Source organism: Geofilum rubicundum JCM 15548 (genome assembly GCF_000974365.1).
Lineage (GTDB): Bacteria > Bacteroidota > Bacteroidia > Bacteroidales > Marinilabiliaceae > Geofilum > Geofilum rubicundum.
The window spans coordinates 23,264-49,900 of sequence record NZ_BAZW01000029.1; the positions used below are offsets into that span (position 1 = coordinate 23,264).

General features: G+C 45.6%; 20 protein-coding genes. 14 read left to right on the top strand and 6 right to left on the bottom strand.

Going from position 1 to position 26,637, the window contains the following annotated elements; genetic code table 11:
• Positions 1-184: 184 nt before the first annotated feature.
• Positions 185-1,378: a saccharopine dehydrogenase family protein gene (locus JCM15548_RS12880; RefSeq protein WP_062126055.1), complete on the bottom strand. Its 1,194-nt coding sequence runs from the start codon at positions 1,376-1,378 to the stop codon at positions 185-187.
• Positions 1,379-1,661: 283 nt separating this feature from the next.
• Between JCM15548_RS12880 and JCM15548_RS12885 the strand changes: the two genes are divergently transcribed.
• Positions 1,662-2,714 (top strand): endonuclease/exonuclease/phosphatase family protein, encoded by a 1,053-nt coding sequence (locus tag JCM15548_RS12885; RefSeq protein WP_062126058.1) that lies wholly within the window; start codon positions 1,662-1,664, stop codon positions 2,712-2,714.
• Positions 2,715-2,721: 7 nt separating this feature from the next.
• Here the strand turns inward: JCM15548_RS12885 and nadD are convergent, their stop codons facing one another.
• The 3 genes from nadD to JCM15548_RS12900 are packed head-to-tail and all read right to left on the bottom strand — an operon-like array spanning position 2,722 to position 4,801.
• Positions 2,722-3,303, bottom strand: a complete 582-nt coding sequence (nadD, locus tag JCM15548_RS12890) for a nicotinate (nicotinamide) nucleotide adenylyltransferase (RefSeq protein ID WP_062126061.1) — start codon at positions 3,301-3,303, stop codon at positions 2,722-2,724.
• 24 nt (positions 3,304-3,327) lie between these two features.
• A complete protein-coding gene (gmk, locus tag JCM15548_RS12895) occupies positions 3,328-3,900 on the bottom strand; it encodes a guanylate kinase (protein WP_062126093.1) in 573 nt (190 codons plus the stop codon).
• A gap of 28 nt (positions 3,901-3,928) precedes the next feature.
• The gene (locus JCM15548_RS12900) at positions 3,929-4,801 is read right to left on the bottom strand and encodes a YicC/YloC family endoribonuclease (RefSeq protein WP_062126099.1); all 873 of its coding nucleotides are present in this window, start codon (positions 4,799-4,801) and stop codon (positions 3,929-3,931) included.
• A 276-nt stretch (positions 4,802-5,077) separates the two neighbouring features.
• Between JCM15548_RS12900 and JCM15548_RS12905 the strand changes: the two genes are divergently transcribed.
• Together JCM15548_RS12905 and JCM15548_RS12910 are read left to right on the top strand one after the other, a co-directional pair.
• Complete coding sequence (locus JCM15548_RS12905; protein WP_062126064.1) at positions 5,078-6,415, top strand: fasciclin domain-containing protein; 1,338 nt, start codon at positions 5,078-5,080, stop codon at positions 6,413-6,415.
• 191 nt (positions 6,416-6,606) lie between these two features.
• Entirely contained in the window at positions 6,607-7,539 is a 933-nt protein-coding gene (locus JCM15548_RS12910; RefSeq protein WP_227625790.1) for a MerR family transcriptional regulator, read from the top strand.
• Positions 7,540-7,558: 19 nt separating this feature from the next.
• Here JCM15548_RS12910 and JCM15548_RS12915 read toward each other — a convergent pair whose 3' ends face one another.
• The gene (locus tag JCM15548_RS12915) at positions 7,559-8,893 is read right to left on the bottom strand and encodes an MATE family efflux transporter (protein ID WP_062126067.1); all 1,335 of its coding nucleotides are present in this window, start codon (positions 8,891-8,893) and stop codon (positions 7,559-7,561) included.
• A 176-nt stretch (positions 8,894-9,069) separates the two neighbouring features.
• On the opposite strand from JCM15548_RS12915, the gene JCM15548_RS12920 reads away from it, so the two are divergent.
• Entirely contained in the window at positions 9,070-10,554 is a 1,485-nt protein-coding gene (locus JCM15548_RS12920) for a DUF3078 domain-containing protein (RefSeq protein ID WP_062126070.1), read from the top strand.
• Positions 10,555-10,931: 377 nt separating this feature from the next.
• Here the strand turns inward: JCM15548_RS12920 and JCM15548_RS12925 are convergent, their stop codons facing one another.
• Positions 10,932-12,617, bottom strand: coding sequence for a DEAD/DEAH box helicase (locus JCM15548_RS12925; protein WP_083985133.1), 1,686 nt, complete (start codon positions 12,615-12,617; stop codon positions 10,932-10,934).
• A gap of 340 nt (positions 12,618-12,957) precedes the next feature.
• On the opposite strand from JCM15548_RS12925, the gene JCM15548_RS12930 reads away from it, so the two are divergent.
• The 10 genes from JCM15548_RS12930 (at position 12,958) to JCM15548_RS24080 (ending at position 26,602) form a co-directional block, all read left to right on the top strand.
• Positions 12,958-13,989 carry a GntR family transcriptional regulator gene (locus JCM15548_RS12930; RefSeq protein ID WP_227625791.1) on the top strand — a complete coding sequence of 344 codons (1,032 nt, stop codon included), beginning with the start codon at positions 12,958-12,960 and terminating at the stop codon, positions 13,987-13,989.
• Between the two features lie 42 nt (positions 13,990-14,031).
• Positions 14,032-15,504, top strand: a complete 1,473-nt coding sequence (locus JCM15548_RS12935; protein ID WP_173427662.1) for a xylulokinase — start codon at positions 14,032-14,034, stop codon at positions 15,502-15,504.
• Positions 15,505-15,522: 18 nt separating this feature from the next.
• Entirely contained in the window at positions 15,523-16,851 is a 1,329-nt protein-coding gene (gene xylA / locus JCM15548_RS12940; RefSeq protein WP_062126076.1) for a xylose isomerase, read from the top strand.
• A gap of 249 nt (positions 16,852-17,100) precedes the next feature.
• Entirely contained in the window at positions 17,101-18,483 is a 1,383-nt protein-coding gene (gene xylE / locus JCM15548_RS12945) for a D-xylose transporter XylE (RefSeq protein ID WP_062126079.1), read from the top strand.
• Positions 18,484-18,754: 271 nt separating this feature from the next.
• Positions 18,755-20,299: an alpha-N-arabinofuranosidase gene (locus tag JCM15548_RS12950; RefSeq protein ID WP_083985135.1), complete on the top strand. Its 1,545-nt coding sequence runs from the start codon at positions 18,755-18,757 to the stop codon at positions 20,297-20,299.
• 148 nt (positions 20,300-20,447) lie between these two features.
• Complete coding sequence (locus tag JCM15548_RS12955; RefSeq protein WP_227625792.1) at positions 20,448-21,455, top strand: glutamate ligase; 1,008 nt, start codon at positions 20,448-20,450, stop codon at positions 21,453-21,455.
• A gap of 44 nt (positions 21,456-21,499) precedes the next feature.
• Positions 21,500-22,837 (top strand): glutamate--cysteine ligase, encoded by a 1,338-nt coding sequence (locus tag JCM15548_RS12960; RefSeq protein WP_062126085.1) that lies wholly within the window; start codon positions 21,500-21,502, stop codon positions 22,835-22,837.
• 245 nt (positions 22,838-23,082) lie between these two features.
• Positions 23,083-24,834: an ABC transporter ATP-binding protein gene (locus JCM15548_RS12965; protein WP_062126088.1), complete on the top strand. Its 1,752-nt coding sequence runs from the start codon at positions 23,083-23,085 to the stop codon at positions 24,832-24,834.
• Complete coding sequence (locus JCM15548_RS12970; RefSeq protein ID WP_227625793.1) at positions 24,831-26,273, top strand: ABC transporter ATP-binding protein; 1,443 nt, start codon at positions 24,831-24,833, stop codon at positions 26,271-26,273. The genes JCM15548_RS12965 and JCM15548_RS12970 overlap by 4 nt, the downstream gene beginning before the upstream one ends.
• Positions 26,270-26,602, top strand: coding sequence for an ATP-binding cassette domain-containing protein (locus JCM15548_RS24080; RefSeq protein WP_227625794.1), 333 nt, complete (start codon positions 26,270-26,272; stop codon positions 26,600-26,602). The genes JCM15548_RS12970 and JCM15548_RS24080 overlap by 4 nt, the downstream gene beginning before the upstream one ends.
• The last annotated feature ends 35 nt before the right edge of the window (positions 26,603-26,637 follow it).

Consider the following 26,637-nt stretch of genomic DNA (forward strand, 5'->3'; position numbering starts at 1 on the left):
GCTACAGCCCCAAAAAGTCAGCAAAAAAGGCCGCCGCTAACGATATAAACCTAAAATTGAGTTTGTTTGTCTAAACCCCTTGAACTCGCTGCGCTCAAACAACGAGGGCTTTTAAACGACAAACAAACTCAATTTTTTTACGATTTATCTCGAAGGCGGTTTAATTCCTGAGTGAATTTCGTTTTTACATCTCCAGATGGACATCGTGCAGCTCCACCCATGGCAAGCCATGCTGGTTCAGCTGTTCCATAAAGGGATCCGGGTTGAACTCCTCAACGTTGAATACCCCGGGTTTTTTCCAGGTGCCTTGCAAATACATCATGGCCCCAATCATGCAGGGCACGCCTGTGGTGTAACTCACAGCCTGTGTGCCGGTTTCCTTGTAGGCCACTTCGTGACTGCAGTTGTTGTAAACGTAGTAGGTCTTTTCTTTCCCGTCTTTCAGTCCCTTGATGCGACAACCAATGGAGGTCCATCCCTTATAGTTCTCACCCAAATCACCCGGATTCGGCAGTACCGCTTTCAAAAACTGAATGGGCACAATTTCAACGCCGTTGTACATGACCGGCTCAATGCCTGCCATGCCGATGTTTTGAATCACCCTCAGGTGCGTTAAGTATTCCTGTCCAAAGGTCATCCAGAAACGGGCCCGTTTCAGGGTGGGGAAATTCTTCACCAGAGACTCCAGTTCTTCGTGGTAAATCACGTAGGATTCCTTGGGGCCGATCTCCGGGTAATTCAGTGCTTTGTGAATTTCATGCGGCTCAGTCACCACCCATTGACCATTTTCCCAGTATTTGCCCTTTTGCGTAACTTCGCGAATGTTGATTTCAGGGTTGAAATTGGTGGCAAAGGCCTTACCATGGTCGCCTGCATTACAGTCGACAATATCGAGATACTGCATTTCATCGAAGTGATGTTTGGCCGCATAGGCTGTAAACACACTGGTCACACCGGGGTCAAATCCACATCCTAAAATGGCTGTTAAACCTGCCTCTTTAAATTTTTCCTGATAGGCCCACTGCCATTTGTATTCAAATTTGGCCTCATCTTTGGGCTCGTAGTTGGCGGTGTCCAGATAGGAAACGCCGGTCTCCAGGCAGGCATCCATTATGGTGAGATCCTGGTAGGGAAGGGCCACGTTGACCACCAGATCAGGTTGGTAACTGTTGATCAGTTCAACCAGTTCTGGCACATTGTCGGCATCCACCTGAGCCGTTTGCACCCGGTTGCCGCCAATTTGGGCGGCAATGTCGTCACATTTACTTTTGGTGCGACTGGCCAGCAAAATTTCAGAAAAAACTTCCGGCAGACCGGCCATTTTGTGAACGACTACCGTTCCTACGCCACCGGCGCCAATTACTAATACTTTTCCCATTTTATCGTAACAATTTTTACCCGTTAATGAATCCGTTTTTTGGCAGCGCAAAGAAATGAAAAAAAAGAGGATTTCATTCTTTTGCCAAGGCTAAATATAACAAAATCAAATGTAGTCTGCAAAAGACTTGTCTCATTCATTCGGCGACCGGACCTGACTGATTTTGCTCATGTTTATGTTTTATTACGAAATGTGGATGCCTGTCTTTTGAAAAGATTATCTAACTTGTCAACCATTATCGCTATTTGTTGTTTTGTTATAGAGTTTTTAATTAAAACAGACTATGAATCGAATATGGCTGAGAGGATTTTGTGTGGTGGTTTTTCTTGTTTCAGGTTTAGCCGGAACACAGGTCTTATACGGACAAGTGCGGAATGCAGAGGTCGTTGCTTTTTATAATTTGGAAAATCTTTTTGATACCATCGATACCCCGGATGTGAACGACTTTGAGTTTACGCCGGAGGGACCCAAGAAGTGGAATTCTGAAAAATACAGTGCCAAATTGGGGCAGATGGCGTTGGTACTTGCTCAGTTGGGCATCGGGTATAATGAAGATGGACCCTCTGTTATAGGTCTGTGTGAAATGGAAAACCGTCAGGTGTTGGTGGATTTGGTGAATACCGATGTCTTAAAAAATAGGGGGTATCAAATAATTCATTATGATTCGCCCGACGAGAGAGGCATTGATGTGGCGCTTTTATATCAGGCGGATAAATTTCAGCCGGAAAACACGGTGTCGGCTCCATTGGTGATACGGGATGAAAAGGGTGAGCAGATTTTGACACGCGACCAATTGGTCGTTTCGGGCCGGCTGAATGGTGAAAAGATGCATTTTATCGTTAATCACTGGCCTTCCCGGTACGGTGGCGAAGAAAGCAGTCGACCCTTTAGAAAGGAAGCAGCCTTGTTAACACGCGCTCTGGTCGATTCGATTATGGCCACGGAGCGAAAAGCCAAAATTGTGGTGATGGGTGATTTAAATGATGACCCCGACAATGAGAGTGTTCTTAAGTATTTAAAGGCCTTGCCCGACCGTTCAAATTTGGAAAAAGGGGCTTTGTTCAATGCTACCGGTCCCCTGTTTGAGAAGGGACAGGGCACCTTGATTTACCGGGGTGTTTGGAACCTTTTTGATCAAATGATCATTTCCCAATCCTTACTTAAGCCAAAAAAAGGCCAATACTATTTTGATTCGGCCCAAATTTTTAAGGAGGAATTCCTGCTTCAGCAGAAAGGCAAGTACAAGGGGTATACCTGGCGTACCTATGTCGGCAATAGCTATCATGGCGGTTTTAGCGATCATCTGCCCGCCTATATGGTACTGAAGAAAAAGTAAGGGCTGATTAAACCGATGGATAAAGCTTGTTGTCCCGGATATAGTCGTACACCCCGTGCGGCAATAGATACCGAATGTTTTTGCCGGCTTGCAGCGCTTCCCGGATCATGGTGGATGAGAGGTCAAAGACCGGTGCCTGGATGATTTGAATGTTGGCATGTTTCTGCGCCTGGTCCAGGTCAAAACCGGGACGTGGATACACTAACAATGGGTGGCTTTCCAGCAAACGTTGCGCCTCTTTCCATTTGTCGATGGCCAGCAGATTGTCGGCTCCCATAATCACCGAAAAGTGATGGTCCGGATGCTGGCTGGATAACTGATCCAGAGTATCTATGGTGTAGGAGGGTCTCGGCAGGGCAAACTCAAAATCGCTGGCTTTAAAACGGGGTTCCAACTGAATGGCCCTTGTTAGGATGTCGAGTCGCACCTTTTCATCCAGAAGATCCCTGGATGTTTTAAAGGGATTTAAAGGGGTTACCACAAACCATATTTCTTCCGGTTTTTCGTATTCTAAAATGTAATTGGCCAGCGCCAGGTGGCCAATGTGTACAGGGTTAAAGGAACCGAAAAGGAGTCCGACATGCTTCATTCAAAAGTAGTTTTAGATCAATGGTTATTCTTGTTGAATAAATTGGCGCACCAGTTTTTCCGTTTTCCGACAGGCATCTTCCAAAACATCATTGATGATAATGTGATCAAATTCCGGCGCAAACTGAAGCTCACGGGTGGCTTTGTTCACCCGCTTTTCAATGACCTCCTGATTGTCGGTGTTTCTGTTAATGAGTCGCTTACGAAGTTCATCCACGGAAGGCGGCTGAATAAAGAGCGACAAGGCCTCCTCCTTGTATTGTTTTTTGATGTTTACACCGCCCACAACATCCACATCGAATACCACATTTTTACCGGCATTTAACAAGCGTTCCACTTCGCTTTTAAGTGTTCCGTAACTGGTGCCTGCATAGACTTCTTCCCATTCCAAAAAATCACCATTTTGCAACCTTTTTTTAAAGGTATCGTCGTCTAAAAAGTAGTAATCCACCCCGTGCTTTTCATTGATTCTGGGTGGGCGACTGGTGGCTGAAATACTAAAGGCTAAATTTAAATCCCTTGATAAAAGGTATTTAACAATGGTGGTTTTTCCGGAGCCTGAAGGGGCAGAGAGTATAATGAGTTTTCCTTTTTGCATGGTTCTGATTTGTGCGGTCACACTTTAATTAGAGGATGTTCAACATTTGTTCCTTAATCTTTTCCAACTCATCTTTCATTCGAATAACAAGGCGTTGAATGTCCGCATCATTGGCTTTGGAGCCAAGGGTGTTGATTTCACGACCGATTTCCTGAATGATGAAGGCCAGTTTTTTTCCCACGGGCTCATCTTCAGCTATGGTTTCATTAAAATAGTCGATGTGATTTTTCAGGCGGACTTTTTCTTCGGTAATGTCCAGTTTTTCCAGGTAGTAAATCAGTTCCTGTTCAAAACGATTTTCGTCAATGTTCTTTTCGTTCCATTCATCCAGATTTTCCTTAATCCGGCTTTTGATCCGCTCAATGCGTTGCTTTTCAAAGGGCACCACTTCCTGACTCAGGGTGTCTATTTGGTGGATTCTGGCCGTAATGTCATCATATAGGGCCGCTCCTTCCTGACGGCGGTATTGATTGATGGAGGCGATGGCTTCTGCGAGTCCGTCTTGCAGGGTCTTCCATTCCTCTGCATCCAATTCAGCCTGCTCCACTTTGAGCGTTTCCGGCAGGGTCAGTATGGTGCGGATGTAATCAGAGTGGCTGCTAATTTGTAGCTTGTCTGAAAGCTGACTCAGTTGCTTATAGTAGTGTTCAAATACCTGCTCGTTTATTTGCGGAACCCTGTCGGCCGTCAACGACTCGATGGTAATTGAAATATCTACTTTGCCACGCTGCAATCCTGCCGATAACCGGTTGCGCATCTCCAGCTCTTTCTCTCTGTAAATGGTTGGCAGGCGCAGATTGAGATCCAGCTGTTTGCTGTTGAGGGATTTTATTTCAATATGAATTTTTTTTTCTGGCAATTCACAAGTGGTCTTACCAAATCCGGTCATTGACTTTATCATCTGTCTGTGGCTTAAAATTATTAATAGCAGCAAATTTACGGATTTCTTTTTTATGGTTATAGGGATTTGCGTAATGGATTGGTGAATAGGCTTAGCGTAGTTTAAAACTACGCTAAGCCATTTTTTTTCTTTTAGTAAGTTGTTGATTTTTAATTGTCTGGCATTTGTCGGTAAAAATTTGTTTATCTTTTTCTGAAAAAGATTAAACAAAAACAGAGCCGTACTGTTTAACTCACAAAACCAATTAAATGTATTGCTAATTAAAATTCAATGATTATGAAAAAGTTTTTGAAAATTCAAATGTTGGCTGTTTTACTGGCAGCTTTTACCTTATCAGCATGTGATAGTGATGAGGATGACAAAGTAGATGAGGTGATGACCAATACCATTGTTGATGTGGCAGTTGGGAGTGATGATTTTTCTGTTTTGGTGGAAGCTGTGACGCGTGTTGGTCTGGTGGATGCCTTAGCTGATCCCAATGCTTCCCTCACCGTATTTGCGCCAACCGATGCTGCTTTTAGTGCCCTGTTAACCGAATTGGGTGCCTCATCTTTGGACGATATTTCTGATGAATTGCTGACTTCTGTTTTATTGTATCACGTTTTGGGTGAACAAATGACGGCGACTCAATTAAGTGACGGGTATTACAGTACCCTTTCTGCCGGACCTGCCGAGGGCTTAAATCTTTCTTTGTATAAGAATGGATTAATGCTGAATGACCGGGCGGAGATTACCACCGCAAATGTCATGGCTGATAATGGTGTGATTCATGTGATTGATAAAGTGATTTTACCCTTGTCAATTACCGGACACGCTGTGGCCAACAGTTCCTTTAGTTCCTTGGTGGCTGCGGTTGTAAAGGCCGAATTGGATGAGACATTGGCTTCTGATGATGTTCGTTTTACTGTGTTTGCGCCTGTTAACAGCGCTTTTGATCAGTTGCTGACCGATTTGGGTGTGACGCTGGATGATTTAACAGCCGAAGCTTTAAGTCCCATCTTACTCTACCATGTATTGGATGGCGTTAATCCGTCCTCTTCTGTGACGGCCGGATATTTTCCTACGCTGGCGACGGCTTTTGAGAAAAATGTGTCATTGGGTATTTCTACCGACGATGGGGTAGTACTTAACGGATCATCCAATGTGGCTGTGGTGGATGTAGTAGCAACCAACGGGGTGATTCATGCCATTGATGAGGTGTTACTTCAACCCAACATAGTGGATGTGGCCCTCAGTAATCCCGCCTTTTCTATTTTGGTGGAGGCCGTTGTGAAGGCGGAATTGGTTGACGCGCTTTCAGGGGATGGACCATTGACGGTTTTTGCACCGACCAATGCTGCTTTTGAAGCACTTTTTGAAACGCTTGAGGTAGATGGTATTGCGGATTTGGATGTGACCTTGTTGACTTCAGTACTCTTATCACATGTGGTTAGTGGAAACGTTGTTTCAGGTGATTTGTCCTCTTCAAGTGTCCCAACGCTCAACACTGAGAAATCAATTGATGTGGTTGTTAATGGGGGAGTAAGCCTCGATGGAGACATCAATGTGGTGTTGGCAGACGTGCAAACCAAGAATGGTGTGATACATGTTATTGATGGTGTTATTTTGCCATAATTTCACACCCTCCGCTCTATGAATGGATGATTTTTTGACAGGCCTTCTATTTTTTGGTTAGTATTTAGGCTTGAAATCTTCACTTCCTGAAGTTGTTTACAGGAAGTGAAGATTTTTTCTTCCTGAAATGAGGCTGTTATCCGATACTGTTTTATTTTTGCAGGCATAATTTGAACAAAACCAAGGCTTGCATGGTTTATTCATTTGATATAATAGGCAATCAACACACCATGGGTAAGTATTCAATAAAAGATTTAGAAAAGATTTCTGGCATTAAAGCGCATACCATTCGTATGTGGGAGCGACGGTACAAACTGATCGAACCCCAACGAACCGATACCAATATCAGGTATTATTCGGATTGTGATTTAAAGCGCTTGTTGAATATTTCAATATTAAACCATAACGGCATTAAAATTTCGCACATTGCCGGTTTTTCAGATGCAGAAATCAAAAACCGTGTGCTGGATCTTTCTATTGACGGACGCAGCAGTAATGTGCAAATTGAGAATCTTATGGTGGCCATGTTGGAATTGGACGAAACCAAATTCCTCAATGCCTTATCTGGTGCCATTATTAAGTTTGGTTTTGAAACTTCGGTTGAGACGATTCTCTTTCCTTTTTTGGAGCGAATAGGCGTGCTGTGGCAAGCAGGGACCATTAATCCTGCCCAGGAGCATTTTATGTCGAATCTCATTCGTCAAAAATTGTTTGTGGCCATTGACAATGAAATGCAATCGCCTGTGCACAACGGCCCGCGCATTATTCTCTTTTTGGCCGAGCATGAGCAACATGAAATTTCCCTGCTTTTCTATAATTTGATTGCCCGTAAAGAAGGTTTGGAAGTGATTTATCTGGGCTCGGGCGTGCCTATGAATGATCTGCAATTGATCCATCAGTTGCGACCGGCGGATATGTTTATGACCTCTTTTATTTCGGCCATTGAGAAAGAGGACTTGGAAATTTTGTTGCTTCGATACCAGGAATTGTTTCCAGATGTTCCTTTCTGGATCTCGGGCTACCAGGTAAAGGAAAATAATCCGGCCTTGCCGGAAGGTTTTGCCGTCATCCCCCACATTAAAGCTTTTAAAGAGGCGGTGAGGTTGTTGAAGTATTCTGAGTAACCACTTTGAACTGCCCCCTTTAGTATTTCACAATGCCCTTCTTTTTCCAATGGCCACTTTTATAATACAGCCAGGTGCCGATTAGTCCAATGAACCATCCGGAAGGAATGCTCCACCAAATGCCGGTTTCTCCAATTTGTCCCGATAAGTACCAGGCAATGGGTATGCGTATGATCCAAAGTGATATCAGGGTTATAAACATGGGAACCAGGGTGTCTCCGGCTCCACGCAGCATGCCGTGCATCACAAACATGGATGAGAAGACAATGTAAAAGGAGCTGACAATGATTAAATATTCGTGTCCTTGTCGGATCACCTCCGGATCACCGCTGAAAAGCGCCATCATGTTGTTTCCCCAAAGTATAACGATCAGCATGACGGCCAGACTAATGGCCCAGGCCATTTTCAGGGTGGCCCAAACACCTTTGCGTATGCGATCGATTTTGTTGGCGCCCAGATTTTGACCCACAAAGGCCGACAGTGCCGAAGCCAGATTCATGGCCGGCATAGCTGCCAGGGCATCTATGCGACTGGCTGCGGTGTAGGCGGCCAGTGTAACTGTGTCAAAGTTATTGATGATGCGAATGAGGGCCAACATCCCTAAGGCGACAAAGGTCTGTTGAAATCCGGTAGGTAAGCCAATTTTCACACTTTGCCAGAAAGTGTATGGGTCAAATGTGATGGTTTTCACACTAAAATGGATCAGGTGGTCGCGCCGGTTTAAATAAAAAATGGCCGTGACAAAAGCCCCGGTCTGCGCCATCACCGTCGCCCAGGCAGCACCGGCCACTCCCCATTTAAAGACAATAATAAAAAGCAGATCAAGTCCGATATTGGCCACCGTGGCAATGGCTAAAAAAAGTAGCGGGGTGCGACTGTCGCCCAGGCCCCTTAAAATGGAGGATGTCCCGTTGAACCCAAAAAAGCTCACCATTCCAATCATATACACATTGAAATAGGCCAGAGCATGGGGCATTACATCCTCTCCGATATTTAGCAGGGTGAAAATTTCGCGGCTAAAGAAGATGCCGATGGCGGTGAGCGCAATGCCGGCTCCAAACATGAACAGGTAAATGGTGCCAATGGCTTGCTTGACGCGGGCATAATCGCGCCCCCCAAAGTATTGACTGATGACAATGGTGGCGCCACTGCCAATGCCAATGATGAAGGCAATGAGCGTGTAAAAGATGGGAAAAGAGGCCCCCACCGCAGCTAAAGCTTCGGTTCCCAGATAATTTCCAACAATGATGCTGTCAATGATGTTATAGAATTGCTGTAACAGATTCCCAATCACCAATGGTAATGCAAATTTGAAAATAAGTCCGGCTTCTGTTCCCGATGTGAGGTCCTTCATTTTTACAAAACAACGGAATTTTTTTGGAGATAGAAGAAGAATTGGCAGTTTTTTTGTAAGGAATTCGACCATGGAGAAGTCGGCCATTTAGGGCTTGCACTTTTAGTCCTTAATTTTTTATGTCGTTAATTTCAGCTAGTTTTGCAGCGCTTGTTTTGTTCAATTAACTTATTCGGATGAGAATTAAGACGATCTTAGGATTTTTGTTGTTTTTTGGGGTGGTCCAAAGCAGTAATGGACAGACTGCGGTGGACAGGTATTTTCCGGATTATGTTTTACCGGAGTGGTGGTTTGAACCCATGGGGGCCGAATGGTTGCACGATCAGATGTTGGAAGAGGTCAGGCGCCAAAACGAAATGAAGAAATTAAAAGGCGCCCGAATTCCTTTTTATTCAACTCCTTTTTTGGCAGGAGCCGAGGTTTTAGATGTTAATGTTTCCAGAGCTCATATTGTTTCCCATCTGCAACAGCGACCACTAAATGTTTATCACTTAGAATATGCCCTTCATAAGCCGGGCGGCTATTGGGCCCATGCCCTGCCAAATATTTATAAGAGTCCGCCGGTGCCGGATTTAATGGATTTTGATTCGGAAGTGGAGAAGACGCCCTTCGACCGGTATCAGAATTTTTTAAAGCATCCCGGGCGGGCCGATACGCTTCATGCTCAAATGATGAAGGAGGGCTTTTCGAGGGAACGCTTTATGAGGCAATTGTATCATACAAGCCCTTCTGTGGTTCAGTACGATTGGTATGAATTGCCCGATCCGCCACAAGTCTTTGGAGAGGCCAGTCGCTTGTCCCGCAATACCAGTTCCCGAAGTATAGAACACCTCTTTAATGCCAGGGAGATCAATCGGCCAGGGCGTTTGGAAAAGGTGGATATGGCCAAAAGACCCTGGGTGTTTTCGGGAACGGAGCATGTTCAGTTTTCTCAGGCTTATTTAAAGAATTGGGTAAAGGGGGGACAGCAGTCATTAGCCCTGTTAAGTGATTTACGGTTTTCTGCGGTTTATAAAGATGAAAATACCCAATGGGAGAACAATCTGATTCATAAAGTCGGATTCATTGATAGTGATGGAAGCAAATCGCGCATCAATGACGACTTAATAGAAATTTCCAGTAAATATGGGGTGAATGCCAGTAAAAAGTGGTACTACAGTTTGCTGTTCAATTTTAGAACCCAGTTTTTTCAGGGTTACAGCAGCAAAGATGTGGACAAGGAAACGCCCATTTCTGCGTTTATGGCACCTGCCTTTTGGTCGTTGGCCGCAGGTATGGATTACAAAACCAAGAATTTTACACTGATGTTATCGCCTTTGACCAGCAGGGTCACCATGGTGTTGGATACGGCGACCATCGATCAGACCAGATACAGTATTCCTGAGGATAAGAAATCCATGTTTTTCATGGGGGGATCCTTACAGAACAATATCAAATGGGACATCACCAAGGACATCAAACTTTCCTCCGCGATGAACGTTTTTTATGATTATTTTGAGAAAGAGGATAAGGTACAGGCCGAGTGGGATATTATTCTGGACATGAAAATTAATGTCTTTTTGACCACGCGCATTGTTACGAATTTCAGGTATTTTGAAAGTGAATCAAGTAAAATACAGGCCAGGGAGAATTTGAGCATTGCGTTCCGCCTGCACTTTTAGCCCGGGAGCTTGGCCTGAATGGCGCCCTCCGGTGGATGAAGGTTTTTATTTGCGGGTTTTAACTTTTTATAACAGTATTTGCTGGCGCTATCCTGTTTTCAGTCATATATTTGTATAGAAAGAACGGAGGTTTTTTCATAGGTTTAGGTTAGGTTAATTAGGTTTAGGAAGAAAAGAGGCTTAAACGGGTAGTGCATCCCCCGGTTTTAGCCTCTTTTTTTTATGGGAGGTTCCTAGGTGGTTTTATGGCATGTTAATTGCAATATATATCTTAGTTTTCTCAGAGTTTAGGGTTAGGTTTGGTTTAATGAAACAGCCCGTCAGGTAGTGGGTACCTGACGGGCTGTTGATTTATTGGAACCTTTATTCTCTATACCTTAATTTCTCTTATGTCTGGCATATGTCCGTCTGGCCGGGGATCCGCCACGCTCTCCTCCACGCTCACCGTCCATTGACTGAACCATCAGCGACTGACCTTTAAACCGGGCCTTTTTGAAAGCCTGAATTAAATGCCGTTCATGCGAACTTTCAGCTTCAAAATAGGATACCTTACTTTGAATATCAATTTTCCCGATGGCAATTTTCCGATCCGGTGTCTGGCGGTTAATGATGCTGATCAGAACATCCGGACGTAAATTGTTTTTGGCACCAATGTTGATCGAATAACGGGCAAATTTATCACCACGTGCGCTTCCACCTGTTCGGGGACTTCTTTCTGTGCGTGATTTACGGTCGGCAGCGGTGACATTCAAATCGGCAGATTGGCTGTAGTCCTTATGCAGACGGTTGAATTGCGCAGCAATGAACTTTTCAATGATTTCCTCACGTGACAAGTCCTGTAATTCAGCTTCAATGGTTGGAGCATACTGCTGCAGGTCGAACTGATTCGTGTCTGCTGCTGCCACGCCTTTTAAATGATTTTTCAGTCGCAGTTCAAAGACCTCGTTTCCGGTAGGGATTTGACGCTTGGTCAGTTTCTTGCCGGTCTGTTTTTCTAAAAAGCCCAGACGTCGCGTCTCTGAAGGCGCTAAAATGGCGATAGAAATACCTTTTTTACCGGCACGGCCGGTTCTGCCACTCCGGTGAATGTAGTTTTCCGGATCATCCGGAAAATGATAATGGATCACATGTGTGAGGTCATCCACATCCAGTCCGCGCGCCGCCACATCGGTAGCTACCAAAATTTGAAGCTTGTTGTTGCGGAAACGTCCCATAACATAATCACGTTGGGCCTGAGAAAGGTCGCCATGCAATGCATCTGCATTGTAGCCGTCGTTCATCAGTTTGTCAGCGATGTCTTTTGTTTCCTGACGGGTACGGCAAAATACAATACCGTAAATATCAGGGGTTATGTCAGCAATTCTGCGTAAAGCCTGGTAACTGTTCTGGGGGGATGTTACCACAAACTCATGGCTGATGTCGTCGTTGGAAATATTCTGACGACTCACAGAAATGGTCTTAGGCTTATTCATATGTTTACCTGCCATCCGGTTGATGTCGGGAGGCATGGTGGCCGAAAACAGCAGCGTCTGCTTGGTGTCCGGCGTTTCGCCCATAATGGCATCCATCTCTTCCTTAAAACCCATTTTCAGCATTTCGTCTGCTTCATCCAGAATTAAAAAGCGGATGGAAGAAAGATCCAGTTTGTCTCTGCGGATCAGGTCGTTGACCCGTCCGGGGGTGCCAACCACAATGTCGCATTTTTTTCGAATGGCGATGATTTGGTTGTGAATGGGTGCGCCTCCATATACAGGAACCACCGAAACAGGTAAGTTGTTTGCATAAGTGTTAAGGTCAGCGGTGATTTGAAGACACAGTTCACGCGTTGGGCATAGAACAATGGCTTGTACGCCTTTGGCGTTCAAATCCATTTTGTGCAGAACGGGCAGGCCAAATGCGGCTGTTTTACCTGTTCCGGTTTGTGCCATTGCAACCAGGTCTTCTTCAGAATTTAATAGAAAAGGAATGGTTTCTGCTTGAATAGGTGTAGGCTTAATGAATCCGATTTTTTCAATGGATTCAAGAATCTCGGGCTTAAGCCCGGTTTCAGAAAATGTTTGCATGTAAAATAAAAAGAATTAAAGGTCTGTAACCCTTGTTTGTTACAGTGACCCCATATTATTAAAACCAGGCAGGTAGTCTCTTTTCCTGTCTGAAAGCCCGGTCTCGCCATCTGATTGTCATTTCCGAATTGATTAGATACCATGACCGGGAGTGTGGTCTGTTTCGGAAAAATCAGAGTGCAAAAGTAATAACTTATAATTAGAAACCTCTACCATGGCTGGTCATATCCCGCTATTTATATTTTTTTATGATTTATCGGGTTAGGTGGACCAATATTTTTTGCCTGGTTTTTAAAAAAAAGGTTTGAAGGGATACAAGGTATTTTAAAAAAACATATCTTTGACCGTAACAGACCAGAACACTATGACGTCCAAAAAAAGCACTTTTAAATTTCAGATCAACGATGAAGGAAATGTTCCTAAGTTCCGGCAATTGATTGATTCTGTGAATCATGCTATTTCGGAAAACCGATTGAGTGTGGGGGATCATTTGCCGTCTGTTAATCAAATTTGTAAAGATTATAAGTTGAGCAGGGATACCGTGTTCAAGGCTTATACCATCCTGAAGGAGCAGGGAGTGATTGATTCGGTGCCCAATAAAGGTTATTTTGTGGCACGTGAAATCCGTCGGGTTTTCTTGTTCCTGGATACTTTTAAAGCTTATAAGGAGGTGCTTTACGATGCCTTTACCAAGAATTTACCCAACAACGTGCTGGCAGATGTCCATTTTCACCATTACAATCCGGAAGTCTTCAAACGCCAGATAGAGGAGAGCATTGGTAAGTATCACCGCTACGTGGTCATGCCCTTTGATCATGAAGAAATGGATGCTGTCCTCGCCCTGATTCCTTCCGATAAGTTGCTGGTGATTGACTGGAATATTTACTCTAAACCTGGTAATAATTTACTTTATCAGGATTTTGGCCAGTCGGTTTATGATGGATTGGAATCGGTTAAACACCTTCTGGAGAAGTACAAAGAGATGGTTTTTCTTTATCCGGATTATACCAATCACCCGATTGAGTCGGTTCAATATTTTGAGAAGTTTTGTAAGCATAACCATATTAAACACAGTGTAGTTACTAAACCGTCGCAGTTTGAGGTTCGATCGGGAATGGCTTATTTTAGTGTGAGCGACCGCATGTTGGGACATTTTTTGGAGCAGTGCCGGGAAAAGAAACTGGAACCCGGGACCGATGCAGGAATCATTTCCTATAATGAAACACCGATGAAAAAGTTTATTTATAAAGGCATCACTGTTATTACAACCGATTTTCAGTTAATGGGCAGCAAGGCTGCGGAGTTTGTCTCCGGCGATATTTCCATGCAGATTTGTGTGCCCACAAAAGTTTTGATCAGAGAATCGTTATAAAAATATTTGCTATTTAAACAGAACAGAACAGACTATTTAATTATGTACACATTAGGAATCGACGTAGGTAGCTCGTCCGTTAAAGTCAGTCTCTTGAATTTGTCGGATGGCAGTTGCGCTGCCTCTGCCTTCTATCCGTCTGAAGAGATGGCGATAACGGCCATTAAGACCGGCTGGGCCGAACAGGATCCGGGCCAGTGGTGGAACAATATGAAAAGTGCCTTGAAAGATGTACTGGCTCGTTCAGCTGCGCCCAAGGATCAAATTAAAGCCATTGGCATCTCCTACCAGATGCACGGTTTGGTGGCTTTGGACAATAAGGGAGAAGTGGTTCGTCCATCCATCATCTGGTGCGACAGTCGCGCCGTTGAAATTGGTGATCAGGCTTTTAATGATTTAGGAGCGGAATACTGTTTGTCCAACTGCCTTAATTCTCCGGGAAATTTTACGGCCTCTAAACTTAAATGGGTAAAAGACAATGAGCCCGAATTGTTTGCCCGTATTCATAAAATTATGTTGCCGGGCGATTACATGGCCTATAAGTTGACTGGCAGGATGCAGACGACTGTGAGTGGCTTGACCGAAGGCATCATGTGGGATTTTAAGAAAGCAAGCATTGCTGAAGAACTCTTTGATTACTTTGGTTTTGCCAAAGATTTGATTCCGGAAATAGTGGATACTTTTTCTGAGCAATCGCAGGTGAGCGAGCAGGTAGCGAGTGAATTGGGTTTGCCTGCCGGCATCCCAGTGAGCTATCGCGCCGGTGATCAACCCAACAACGCTTTCTCCTTAAATGTGCTGGAACCTGGTGAAGTGGCGGCAACAGCCGGAACTTCAGGAGTTGTATATGGTGTCAATGACACCCTGGCCCGGGATGAGCAATCGCGCGTTAACACCTTCGCCCATGTGAACCACAGCCAGGAGCAAAAACGCTTGGGGGTTCTGTTGTGCATCAACGGAACCGGCATTCTCAATTCCTGGTTGCGTAAGAATGTGGCTGCCCATCTCGATTATGCGGCCATGAATGAAGTGGCCATGAAGGCACCTGTAGGGGCTAAGGGCCTATTGGTTTATCCCTTTGGTAACGGTGCCGAACGCGTTTTGGGAAATGCCAATCCAGGAGGCGGTTTCAAAGGTATAAGCTTCAATATCCACAACCAGTCGCACATGCTGCGTGCTGCGCAGGAGGGGATCGCCTATAGCTTCCGCTATGGCGTTGACATCATGGGTGAAATGGGTATAAAAGCCAAGGTGGTGCGTGCCGGTAAAGCCAATATGTTTTTAAGTCCCCTGTTTCGGCAAACCATGGCCAATGTGCTGGATGCCCGCATTGAACTATATGATACGGATGGTGCCTTGGGTGCTGCCCGGGGCGCAGCTTTGGGCGCCGGTCTTTATAAAAATGCTGCAGAAGCCTTTGAGCGACTGACTTGTCTGGAGACCATTGAACCCGATGGCGACAAGGTCGCTGTAAATGAAGTGTATAATAGTTGGAAAAATAATTTAAAGTTTTAATCCGTTAATAAGATCGTTATGAGTTTAACATTAGGAAGCAAGGAGTATTTCCCCGGTATAGGAGAAATCAAGTACGAAGGCAAAGAGTCAAAGAACCCGATGGCCTTTAAATGGTACAACCCCGATCAGGTGGTGGCCGGAAAAACCATGAAAGAGCACATGCGTTTTGCGGTGTCTTATTGGCATACATTCTGCGGTGAAGGTGGTGACCCTTTTGGTCCCGGTACCAAAACCTTTCCCTGGAACCAGGGAGCAGATGCCGTATCGGCTGCCAAGAATAAAATGGATGCCGCATTTGAATTTATCACGAAGTTAGGTGTGCCTTATTACTGTTTTCACGATATTGATTTGGTGAGCGAAGGATCTTCTGTGGCCGAGTACGAGAAGAATCTTCAGGCCATTGTTGATTATGCCAAAGCCAAGCAGCAAGACTCAGGTGTGAAGTTGCTTTGGGGTACAGCCAATGTTTTCAGCAACCCGCGTTACATGAATGGGGCTGCTACCAATCCTGATTTCAATGCGGTGGCCCATGCCGGTGCTCAGGTGAAAAACGCCATTGATGCCACCATTGCTTTAGGCGGAGAAGGTTACACCTTTTGGGGTGGACGCGAAGGCTATATGAGTCTTTTGAACACCAACATGAAGCGTGAGCAGGAACATTTGGGTCGCTTCCTTTCCATGGCTCGTGATTATGCCCGCAGTCAGGGTTTTAAAGGTGCTTTCTATATTGAACCCAAACCCATGGAACCCACTAAGCATCAGTACGATTTTGATACAGCTACGGTTATTGGTTTTCTGCGTCAGTATGGTCTCGAAAAAGATTTCCGTCTGAACATTGAAGTGAATCATGCGACTTTGGCCAGCCATACTTTCCAGCACGAACTGCAGGTAGCTGCGGATGCCGGACTCCTGGGATCCATTGATGCCAACCGCGGTGACTACCAGAATGGATGGGATACCGACCAGTTTCCGATCAATATTTATGAAACGGTGGAAGCCATGTTGGTGATCCTGGAGGCTGGCGGATTTAAGACCGGTGGTATTAATTTTGATGCCAAAACCCGGCGTAATTCAACCGATCTGGACGATATCTTTATTGCGCATATTGCCGGAATGGATGTTTTTGCCCGTTCATTGGTGATTGCCGATAAGATTCTGAACGAGTCGGATTACAAGAAAATGCGCATAGAGCGTTATGCTTCTTTCGATAATGGTAAAGGTGCTGAATTTGAGGCTGGTAAATTGTCGCTGGCCGACCTGAGAAACATTGCTGCTGCCAATGGTGAGCCCAAAATGCTCAGTGGCAAGCAAGAACTTTACGAGCAGTTGATTAACTTGTATATTTAAAATACTCTGAAAAACAAACATCCCGAAATATGATGCGTTTTCCATTTTATCACTTGGATCTATTTTGTCTTGAAGTTTCGGGATGTGTTTCATTTAATTGATTATTTTTAGGTTGTCGTAAAACCCGCGGGTGGTTCGACAACCTTTTTTCAAAAGTTACATTCCCCTTGTCACTTTTATTGATGTTACCCGAGGAACAACCTGCTGTTGTTGACTGGGTTATTTAATTTTAATCAAAAAAATATTTTAATGAAAAATGGTCAAAATAAGCTGTACGTCACCGGCTTAACGCTTGTTGCCACGCTGGGCGGTTTGCTTTTTGGTTATGACACGGCTGTTATCTCAGGGGCGGAGAAATCCATTCAGGCCTTTCTCATCGACAGTCAGGGTTTAAGTACCTTTATTCATGGCGCCACGACCTCCAGCGCGCTCATTGGCTGTATTATCGGGGGAGCACTTTCCGGGATTTTTTCCTCGCGGATAGGTCGAAAAAAATCCCTGATGATAGCGGCGTTTCTGTTCTTTATTTCAGCTTTGGGGTCAGGGTATCCCGAGTTCCTGTTCTTTTCTGAAGGTGAAGTAAGCATCTCCCTGTTAATGATGTTTAATTTTTACCGGGTCATTGGTGGAATTGGTGTTGGTATGGCTTCGGCCATAAGTCCCGTTTACATTGGAGAGATCGCTCCGGCCAATATTCGGGGACGCCTGGTTTCGCTCAACCAGTTTGCCATCATTTTTGGTATGTTGGTGGTTTATTTCGTGAACTGGGGCATTGCCAATGGGCAGAGTATTGAGTGGATTAACACCATTGGATGGCGACGGATGTTCTTCTCAGAAGCCATTCCCGCAGCCATCTTTGGTATATTATTGTTTTTTGTACCTGAAACACCCAGGTATCTGACCCTCACCAACCGTCATGATGAGGCTCTTAACGTCCTGACAAAAATCAACGGCGCGGATGTGGCGCGTGATATTTTGAGGGATATCAGATCCACCGTGGAGCACCATTCGGGAAAATTGTTTTCTTATGGTAAGCTGGTGATCATTATTGGTATTCTATTGTCGGTATTCCAGCAATTTGTCGGAATTAACGTAGCGCTTTATTATGCGCCCCGTATTTTTGAAAGTATGGGAGCCGGTAAAGATGCCTCCATGATGCAAACCGTTGTAATGGGTTTGATCAATGTGATATTTACGGTTTTGGCCATCATGACCGTCGATAAGCTCGGTCGTAAACCCCTCTTGATAATCGGATCAATTGGCATGGCCGTTGGTATGTTTGCCATTTCTGCGCTGTCGTTTTTTAACATCATTGGTATCTGGACCCTGGTTTTTATCATTGTCTATACCGCTTCCTTTATGATGTCATGGGGACCCATTTGCTGGGTCTTGATATCTGAGATATTCCCTAATAAGATCCGTGGAAGAGCTGTTGCGATTGCGGTGGCTGCTCAATGGACGGCCAACTACTTTATTTCATCAACCTATCCGGCCATGATGGAGTTTAGTGGTGGAATGACTTATGGATTCTATGGTTTGATGAGTATTTTGTCGGCCTTGTTTGTCTGGAAAATGGTTCCCGAAACAAAAGGACGGACGCTCGAAGAGCTGGAATCGCTCTGGAAAAAGTAGCTATTTGGGAAAATAGTTTAGGTCATTATTCTGTTTTAATGCTGAGGCCAATTGAACAGAGGGTGTATCTTTAAAACCGTTCAAAGCCTGTTTCTTAAACAGGCTTTGAACGGTTTTTTTGCATCCCTCCTTTTAGGTGGAAAAATTGGTTTATTTGGAGGATAGGGGTGTTATTTTATTTTTTCGCTTGGTCAATATGCGCTGTTTACCTAATTTTAAGGTTAGAATTACTTTTATTATTAACAGCCACTTTGTACTAAATTTAAGAACTATGAAAAAAGGTTTAGGTTTGATGACCGGTCTGTTTATACTGCTTGGTGTAGCAGTAAACGGACAGGAAAACAGCATGAAACTTGATTTTGCTGAGGCCAATCAGGTAATTAATAAAAACATCTACGGACAGTTTGCCGAACATTTAGGTCGTTGTATCTATGACGGTATCTGGGTGGGTCCGGATTCTGACATGGCCAATGTCAACGGTTACCGGCAAGATGTTCTGGAGGCCTTAAAGGAGTTGCAGATTCCCGTATTGCGGTGGCCCGGTGGGTGTTTTGCCGATACTTACCACTGGAAAGATGGTGTAGGGCCGGTTCAGGATCGTCCCAATATTGAAAATGTGTTTTGGGGCGGCGTTATTGAGGACAATAGTTTTGGAACCCATGAATTTTTGAATTTGTGTGAGATCATTGGGGCGGATCCCTATATTTCGGCCAACGTGGGCAGCGGAACGGTGAAGGAGATGGTGGAGTGGATTGAATATATGACGGCCGACAGTGATGTGCCCATGGCCAATTGGCGGCGTGAAAATGGCCGTGAGAAACCCTGGGATGTTAAATTTTTGGGTATTGGTAATGAAAGTTGGGGCTGCGGTGGTGATATGACGCCTGAATATTATTCGGACCTTTTGCGTCAGTATTCCTTGTATGCCCGTCAGTACGGCAAGGGGAAATTTGAACGTGTGGGTTGTGGTGCCAATGGGGATGACTACCGGTGGACCGATGTGCTGATGAAAAACGCCGGTCGCAACATGGATGCCTTATCCGTTCACTATTATACCATTGCCACTGGTAATTGGGGCTCAAAATCTGCCGCTACCGGCTTTGATGAGGGCTTGTATATCAAAGGCCTGAAGCAGGGTTTGCGCATGGATGAGATCATTACCAAGCATTCAGAGATGATGGATAAGTACGATCCGGAGAAAAGAGTGGGTATGTTGGTGGATGAGTGGGGCATTTGGACGGATGCTGAGCCGGGCACCAATCCGGGCTTTTTGTATCAGCAGAACTCCATGCGGGATGCTTTAATTGCTGCCACCACCTTCGATATTTTTCATAAGCATGCCGACCGGGTGCAAATGGCCAACATTGCTCAGGTGGTGAATGTTTTGCAAGCGATGATTCTTACCGAGGAAGATAAAATGATTCTGACGCCGACGTATCATGTGTTCAGAATGTATGCCGGTCACCAGGACGCCGTTAGCATTCCTGTGGAATTGTCATCTGAAAACTACAGTTTTGGTACGGATGTCATTCCTGCCATTTCAGGCACTGCCTCACAGAAGGATGGTAAAGTGAATGTGAATCTAAGCAATACGAATCCGCATAAATCCATCAAAGTAACGGTGGATTTAAGCAGTGGAGAGGTCAAAAAGGTGAACAATGGTACCGTGCTTACCGCACCTGAATTCAATTCAGTGAATACTTTTGATGATGCCGATGTGGTGAGCCCAAAAGACTTTTCTCAATACAAATTTTCCAAGAATGTTTTGGAAGTGACCATGCCTCCCTTGTCGGTGGTGGCTTTGGAGTTGGAATAAAGGTTAACAGATCCCCAAATATAAAAAAAGCCGGCATTGCCGGCTTTTTTGTTCCCCTTTTCCCATATTCTGGTTACTTTTGCAGGAAGCGGGAACAAATACCCTGCCTGGCTCGTTTTACTTCCGATTATATAAGAAAATGATTCATATGCCACAGCCATCTTTTAGTTATACCCCATTAAAAGGGTATGAAAATTTTGAGGCCACCACACAAATCATCATCGCAGAAATTTTGAGGCGTGATTTGCCTTTTGAGGTGATTGATGCGGACAATAATCTCCTGGTTGTTACATGGAACAATCGGGAATACATCATACATGAAGGGACCATATCCGATGGTAATAGTCTGATTGCTTTTTGGATTTCCAATGATAAATGGATGACCAAGCAATTTCTGGAGCGGAAAGGGGTTCATTATGCCAAAGGGCTGATTTTGCAAAAAGCGGAAGCAAGGGATTTTTCCCGGATGCCCGATTATCCCCTGGTGGTGAAACCTGCCAATACCGACCACGGTATTGGCGTGAGTACGGCCATTGTCAACCAGGATCAGCTTCACACGGCCATTGAAAGGGCTTTTCTTTACGCGGACAAAGTCATTGTGGAAGAGTACTATCCCGGAAAGGAGTTCCGCTTTTTGGTCATTGACGGGCATGTGCGGGCCATCGCTTTTCGTGAACCGGCCAATGTGATTGGTGACAGTGTATCGACGGTGCAGCAATTGATCGAGGAAAAAAATGTGGGGCGCGGAGACGACTACCGTTATCCCTTACTGAAAATAAGGGTGGATGAAGAAGTCCAGCGGCATTTGCAGGCACAATCATTGACCATCGATTCAATTATTCCAAAGGGCAAAAAGGTCTATTTGCGCAAAAACTCCAATTTGAGTACCGGGGGCGACAGCATAGATGTCACCGATGCCATGCCGGACTTTTACAAGGAGGTGGCTGTGAAGGCTGCCGGAGCAGCCGGGTTAAGAATTGCCGGGGTGGATATCATTATCAATGATCTGGAAGCCACGCCTTCTCCTGTTCATTATATCGTGGTTGAGCTAAATGCGCCGGCCATGTTGTCCATGCACAATTATCCCTATATTGGAGAAAACCGACATGTGGAGAAATATGTGCTGGACTGTATTCTCAGCGCTCCAAAAAACTGAGTGCTCAAGCCATCCTATTTCCATACTTATTAGAATCTACTTTAATGAATAATACCGATACATCGGCAGAGGTAACAGATAAATCACAGTTGACAGATTGGTTTCGCCTGGGCATTAAACCCAAAGCGGAGTGGGGTATCGGCACTGAGCATGAGCAGTTTTTGTACAACAGAAAAGATTTCAGTCGTTTGGCTTATATGGGCCAACCGGGGATTCAAAACGTGCTGTCGCAAATGCAAAGGGACGGATGGGCCTCCATGACGGAAGAGGGCCATCTCATTGCACTGGCCAAAGACGGGGCCACCATAACGCTGGAACCGGGCGGACAGTTTGAGCTTTCAGGTGCCAATCACCGGACGGTGCACCAGACTTATGACGAAACGCGCCAGCATTTTGAAGTGTTGGAAAGATTGGGCCAGGAGCTGGGTTTTTACAATCTGCCCATGGGCTTTGATCCTTTCTGGTCACGTGAAAAAATGCCCTGGATGCCTAAGGAGCGCTACCGCTTTATGAAATCCTGGATGCCCGGCAAGGGGGATTTGGGACTGGATATGATGTCGCGCACCGCCTCTATTCAGGTGAATGTGGATTACAGCTCAGAAGCCGATATGGTGCAAAAAATGCAGGTGGCACAGGCTTTTCAACCGGTAGTGATGGCCTTGTTCGCCAATTCGCCTTTTTCGGAGGGGCAAGCCAATGGCTATTTGACCTACCGCTCGCATGTCTGGGACCACACCGATAACGATCGCTGCGGGTTTTTGCCCTTTGTCTTTGATAAAAGTTTTGGTTTTGAGCGGTGGACGGAGTTTCTGTTGGACGTGCCCATGTATTTTATCCATCGTCAGGGGCAATACCATTCTGCAGATGGCATGACTTTCAGGGAATTCATGAAAGGGCAGCACCGTTTTAAACCGACGATGGGCGACTGGGAAGTGCATGTTTCGACGGTGTTTCCGGATATCCGGCTAAAGAAGTTTATTGAATTACGGGGGGCCGATGCTGGTTCGGCCCACATGATAGCTGCTCTGGCGGCCTTTTGGACCGGGCTTTTATACCATGCGGACAGTCTGGCAGCCGCCCATTCACTGGGTATGGAACTGGGCATGGAAACCCTCTGCGGGTTAAGAGCGGAAGTCCCCAAAATGGGCCTGAAGGCTTGTTACAAATCTTCTAATTTGTTGGATGTGGCCCGGGAACTGTTGCAGCTGTCCGATCAAGGTTTGGCGCACCGGGCAAGGGAAATGGGGATGGATTCTGAACAGAAATATTTACAACCCTTGGAAGAAATTTTGTCTTCGGGACAAACGAGGGCGGACCGCTTGCTGGAGCTTTACCATGGTAGGTGGGGCGGGAGAGTGGATGGGAAGGGGTTGATTGGGTAGGAAGGGATGATTGGGTTGATGGGGTAGGAAGGGGAGAAAGGTATTTAGGTTGATAGGTAGGAAGGGATGATTGGGTTGATGGGGTAGGAAGGGGAGAAAGGTATTTAGGTTGATAGGTTATTAGGTCATTAGGTTATTAGGTTGATAGGTAGGTAGGGTTGATGGGGTTGGTGGGGTAGGAAGGGGAGATGGGGTTGATAGGGTAGGTTGGGTTAAGTGTCAAAATTTTGAAATAAAGAGATGGGATGTTGGCTAAATTAAAGTTTTTACTTTATTACACACACCGTTTTAGATGGTGGTACGCGGGGGGCGTTGTTTTTTTGGCGTTGACGATTTGGGCGTCGGTGACGATACCGGAATACATTCAAAAAAGTATTGATATTATTGCGCAGGGGCGTGCAGGTAACGAGGATCAGTTTTATCAATATGTGGCGATTATTCTGGGACTGGCTCTGGTGCTGATAATCGTGCGTACCTTTTCGCGCATTCTGTTTTTTGTACCGGGACGGCTCATTGAGCGTAAATTGAAGGGGGAGATGTTTCAGAAGTTGTCTTCTTTTGGGAAAGACTATTACGATGACAACAGTGCCGGCTCTATCATATCGCGCATCAACAACGATATTAACGGAGTGCGCATGATTACCGGATTCGGACTTCTTCAAATTGGGAACATTTTGTTTTCCTTGTCGGTTACCCCATATAAAATGTGGGCGATGTCGCCCACATTAACACTTTATTGCATGGTGCCCCTGGTGGTGATTTTCATCATTGTGCGCACCGGCATGGTGGTCATGGTCAAAAACACCCACCTGCGCATGGATGCCCTGCAACGTTTATCAGGCAAAACCGTTTCCTTTTTATCCGGAAACGGCGTCATCAAAAGCTACAACATTCATAAGTGGGCCGAGAATCAGGTGGAGAAAGAAAACGTTTCGCTGTTTGATTATACCCTGAAAATTTCATGGATACGCTCTTTTGTCATGCCCCTCCTGGGAAGTATGGAGCAAATTCTGAAAATTGTGGTCCTGTTTGTGGGCGGCCTTTATGTGATCAACGGTGAGTTTACCATTGGTGAGTTGACCGAGTACATCGCCTATGCGGCTTTGCTCACCCATCCGATAATGGGACTGGGCTGGGTGCTGACCGTCTTTCAACAGGGCTTTGTGGGCATCAGCAGTATTCAAACCATTATGGACCGTAAGGGGGTCGATGATTTGAAGCCAGGCCTCCCGACAGAGGAAAAGTCCCGCCTGGTCCATCAGGGCGTTTCTGTCAAAAACCTGAATTTCACTTATCACAATGGTGAAGGACCCGCTTTGAAGCATATTTCTTTCGACATAAGGCCCGGTCAGGTCATTGGCATCACTGGTCGCTTAGGCTCCGGCAAAACCACCCTCATCAATTGTCTCAATGGCTACCTGAAAGTGCCACCAGGCACATTGTATTTTGGCCAGAAGGATGCCTCTGAATTACGTGGACATGATATACGATCGGCCGTCCGGACAGTGAGTCAGGATGTCTTCCTTTTTTCAGACACGGTGGAGAACAACATCGCCTTTGGTGCGGGACTCAATCTTGAGGAGGAGCATCTGCAGAATGTGGTCTATCGCAGTGCACTGGCCGACGAGTTGGGACGCTTTCCGAAAAAGGAAAAAACCATGGTGGGTGAAAAAGGCATCATGCTGTCGGGTGGACAAAAACAACGTATCAGTCTGGCCCGCGCCCTCTACGCCCCTGGCCAGTTGTTGATTTTGGATGATGTGTTTTCAGCGGTTGACAGTGACACCGAACGCTTCCTGATCCGGCAGTTGTTTGAGAACAAAGTCGCGAGTAGTCTGCTCATCATTTCTAACCGCATGAGTGTGTTGGAAAGAACTGATTTTACCATTGTTTTGGAAGAAGGTCAAATGGTGGCCAAAGGCACGCATGAGGAATTGTTGCGCGACTCAGAATTTTACCGCGAAACATGGCAGGTACAGGAAGGAGGCCGCAAATGAAGGTAGCTGGAATTAATAAGTTAGTGGGCGCCAACGATTGGTGGCTGATCAGAAAATTTGGTAAGTACTTTGTACCGCATAAAAAATGGATGATCATTAGTGTGGCTTCCATTCCCATTACAACGACGGCCGGCATTGCTTTTTTATGGCTGGTAGAGCGCATTATTGATGACTTTATTCTGCCGGGAGATGTTTCCGGATTGAAGCTCTATACCATTATGCTGGCTTCTGTCTTGTTGATTAATTTTTTGTTTGACGGGATTTATAGTTATGCTTTTTCGAAGGCCGGGGGACTGGCCATTGTGGATATGCGGCGTGATTTGTTTGGGAAAACGCTGCGTTTTCCCATGCGGTATTACGACAAGCATCCCATTGGCGTTACCCTTTCACGCTTGACGAGTGATATGGAGAGCATTGCAGAATCCTTTGCCGCCGGTATCCTTGGTCTCCTGGCCGATACCATCAAAACACTGGCATTGGTGGGCTATTTGTTTTATCTCAACGCCGGATTAACGCTGGTGCTCTTACTGGTTGTTCCTCTGATCGTTGTGGTCATGCGCTATTTGCGGAAGAAAATACGCAAAGCCTTTGATGAGTCCAGAACCAGTCTGGCCAAATCAGCCGCCTACCTGCAAGAGACCATTTACGGCATGAAAACCATTCAGCTATATGCGGCTGAAGAGACGGCCTTTAAAAAATACGATGCCCTGAATAAAACCTACAGTGACGCACAAAACCGTTCCAACGTTTATGATGCATCCCTGTATTCTATTGTGGAGGGCATTACCTCCATTGCCACTGCTTTGGTCATTTGGTATGGGGCTGTGCAAATATGGAATCTGAATTTTACCATAGGGGTGCTCATTGTTTTTGTCACCACCCTGGGGCGTTTGTTTATTCCGGTCCGACAGTTTGCCCAGCAGATTACCACCATACAAAGAGCTTTGTCGGCTCTGGAACATATCAGTGCCCTGTTTGGTCAGGAAGAGGAAGAACCGGCTCATTGCGTGGAGCAAACCAACGTGGCACCAATTGCTTTGCAGGAGATTGTTTTTGATCATGTTTCTTTTAGCTATGGGGAAGGGGAGCCCGATGTATTGAAGGAAGTTTCCTTTACTTTGAAGAAGGGGGACCGTATTGCCCTGGTGGGCACTACGGGTTCGGGGAAATCGACCATTATCCGACTCCTCATCAAGGCCTACTCGGGCTACCGGGGTTCTATCACCATCAATGGGGAAGAGTTAAGGGATGTTCCCCTTCGTCGGGTTCGGCAAACGGTATCGGTGATGCAGCAGGATATTTACCTTTTCAATGACACCATTGGCTTCAATATTGGTCTGGGACGCGAGGGTATTGGTCCCCGCGAAGTGGAAGAGGCGGCCCGTTTTGTGTATGCCGACCGCTTTGTGCAGCCTCTTCCCGGAAATATGATTTCGTGATTCAGGACAATGGTGATAATCTTTCCAAAGGTCAGGGCCAGCTCATTTCCTTTGCCCGGGCCATTAGCGGCAATAAAGAGCTGATTATTCTGGATGAGGCTACCAGTGCGGTGGATTCCATTACGGAACAGTACATTCAGAAAGCCATTGAAAATATTTTCTCAACCCGCACGGTGATTGCGGTGGCGCACCGACTGAGTACCATTAAGCATTCCGACCTGATTTTGGTGTTGGAGGAGGGCCGGATTATTGAGCGGGGCAACCATGATTCGTTGATGCAGCAAGGTGGGAAGTATGCGCGGTTGGTGAGGGAGATGAGGAGGGAGTAGTTGATAGGGTAGGAAGGGTTGATGGGGTAGGAAGG

Coding starts and splice junctions, on each gene's coding strand:
- JCM15548_RS12880 (WP_062126055.1), bottom strand. CDS start 1,378: ATGGGAAAAGTATTAGTAATTGGCGCCGGTGGCGTAGGAACGGTAGTC.
- JCM15548_RS12885 (WP_062126058.1), top strand. CDS start 1,662: ATGAATCGAATATGGCTGAGAGGATTTTGTGTGGTGGTTTTTCTTGTT.
- nadD (WP_062126061.1), bottom strand. CDS start 3,303: ATGAAGCATGTCGGACTCCTTTTCGGTTCCTTTAACCCTGTACACATT.
- gmk (WP_062126093.1), bottom strand. CDS start 3,900: ATGCAAAAAGGAAAACTCATTATACTCTCTGCCCCTTCAGGCTCCGGA.
- JCM15548_RS12900 (WP_062126099.1), bottom strand. CDS start 4,801: ATGATAAAGTCAATGACCGGATTTGGTAAGACCACTTGTGAATTGCCA.
- JCM15548_RS12905 (WP_062126064.1), top strand. CDS start 5,078: ATGAAAAAGTTTTTGAAAATTCAAATGTTGGCTGTTTTACTGGCAGCT.
- JCM15548_RS12910 (WP_227625790.1), top strand. CDS start 6,607: ATGGTTTATTCATTTGATATAATAGGCAATCAACACACCATGGGTAAG.
- JCM15548_RS12915 (WP_062126067.1), bottom strand. CDS start 8,893: ATGAAGGACCTCACATCGGGAACAGAAGCCGGACTTATTTTCAAATTT.
- JCM15548_RS12920 (WP_062126070.1), top strand. CDS start 9,070: ATGAGAATTAAGACGATCTTAGGATTTTTGTTGTTTTTTGGGGTGGTC.
- JCM15548_RS12925 (WP_083985133.1), bottom strand. CDS start 12,617: ATGCAAACATTTTCTGAAACCGGGCTTAAGCCCGAGATTCTTGAATCC.
- JCM15548_RS12935 (WP_173427662.1), top strand. CDS start 14,032: ATGTACACATTAGGAATCGACGTAGGTAGCTCGTCCGTTAAAGTCAGT.
- xylA (WP_062126076.1), top strand. CDS start 15,523: ATGAGTTTAACATTAGGAAGCAAGGAGTATTTCCCCGGTATAGGAGAA.
- xylE (WP_062126079.1), top strand. CDS start 17,101: ATGAAAAATGGTCAAAATAAGCTGTACGTCACCGGCTTAACGCTTGTT.
- JCM15548_RS12950 (WP_083985135.1), top strand. CDS start 18,755: ATGAAAAAAGGTTTAGGTTTGATGACCGGTCTGTTTATACTGCTTGGT.
- JCM15548_RS12955 (WP_227625792.1), top strand. CDS start 20,448: ATGCCACAGCCATCTTTTAGTTATACCCCATTAAAAGGGTATGAAAAT.
- JCM15548_RS12960 (WP_062126085.1), top strand. CDS start 21,500: ATGAATAATACCGATACATCGGCAGAGGTAACAGATAAATCACAGTTG.
- JCM15548_RS12965 (WP_062126088.1), top strand. CDS start 23,083: ATGTTGGCTAAATTAAAGTTTTTACTTTATTACACACACCGTTTTAGA.
- JCM15548_RS12970 (WP_227625793.1), top strand. CDS start 24,831: ATGAAGGTAGCTGGAATTAATAAGTTAGTGGGCGCCAACGATTGGTGG.